Annotated in this window: 1 pseudogene; it reads left to right on the top strand. The window is 40.6% G+C overall.

From position 1 onward, the window contains the following. A pseudogene (locus tag AAEZ03_RS27910) lies at positions 1-261 on the top strand (D-lactate dehydrogenase); the annotation flags it as partial.

Raw genomic sequence — 261 nt, 5'->3', positions numbered from 1 at the left:
TCTTGACACTTATCCAATAGCGGCAAAAGAGAAAACCTTTTACATAGGCACTAACAGTGTGAGTGAGCTTGCACAGCTCAGAAGGCAGATACTATCAAACTTCGACAATATCCCTGAAGTGGGCGAGTATATGCATCGTGATATATTTGATGTCTCCGCTAAATACGGTAAAGACACGTTCCTAAGTATTAAGCATCTCGGCACAGATGCCTTACCTAGATTGTTTTCTATCAAAGGCGCTATTGACGCTAAATTTCATAA

This window comes from Pseudomonas sp. HY2-MNA-CIBAN-0224 (assembly GCF_040310285.1).
Taxonomy (GTDB): domain Bacteria; phylum Pseudomonadota; class Gammaproteobacteria; order Pseudomonadales; family Pseudomonadaceae; genus Aquipseudomonas; species Aquipseudomonas helleri.
This window is presented reverse-complemented; position numbering and strand designations above follow the sequence as displayed.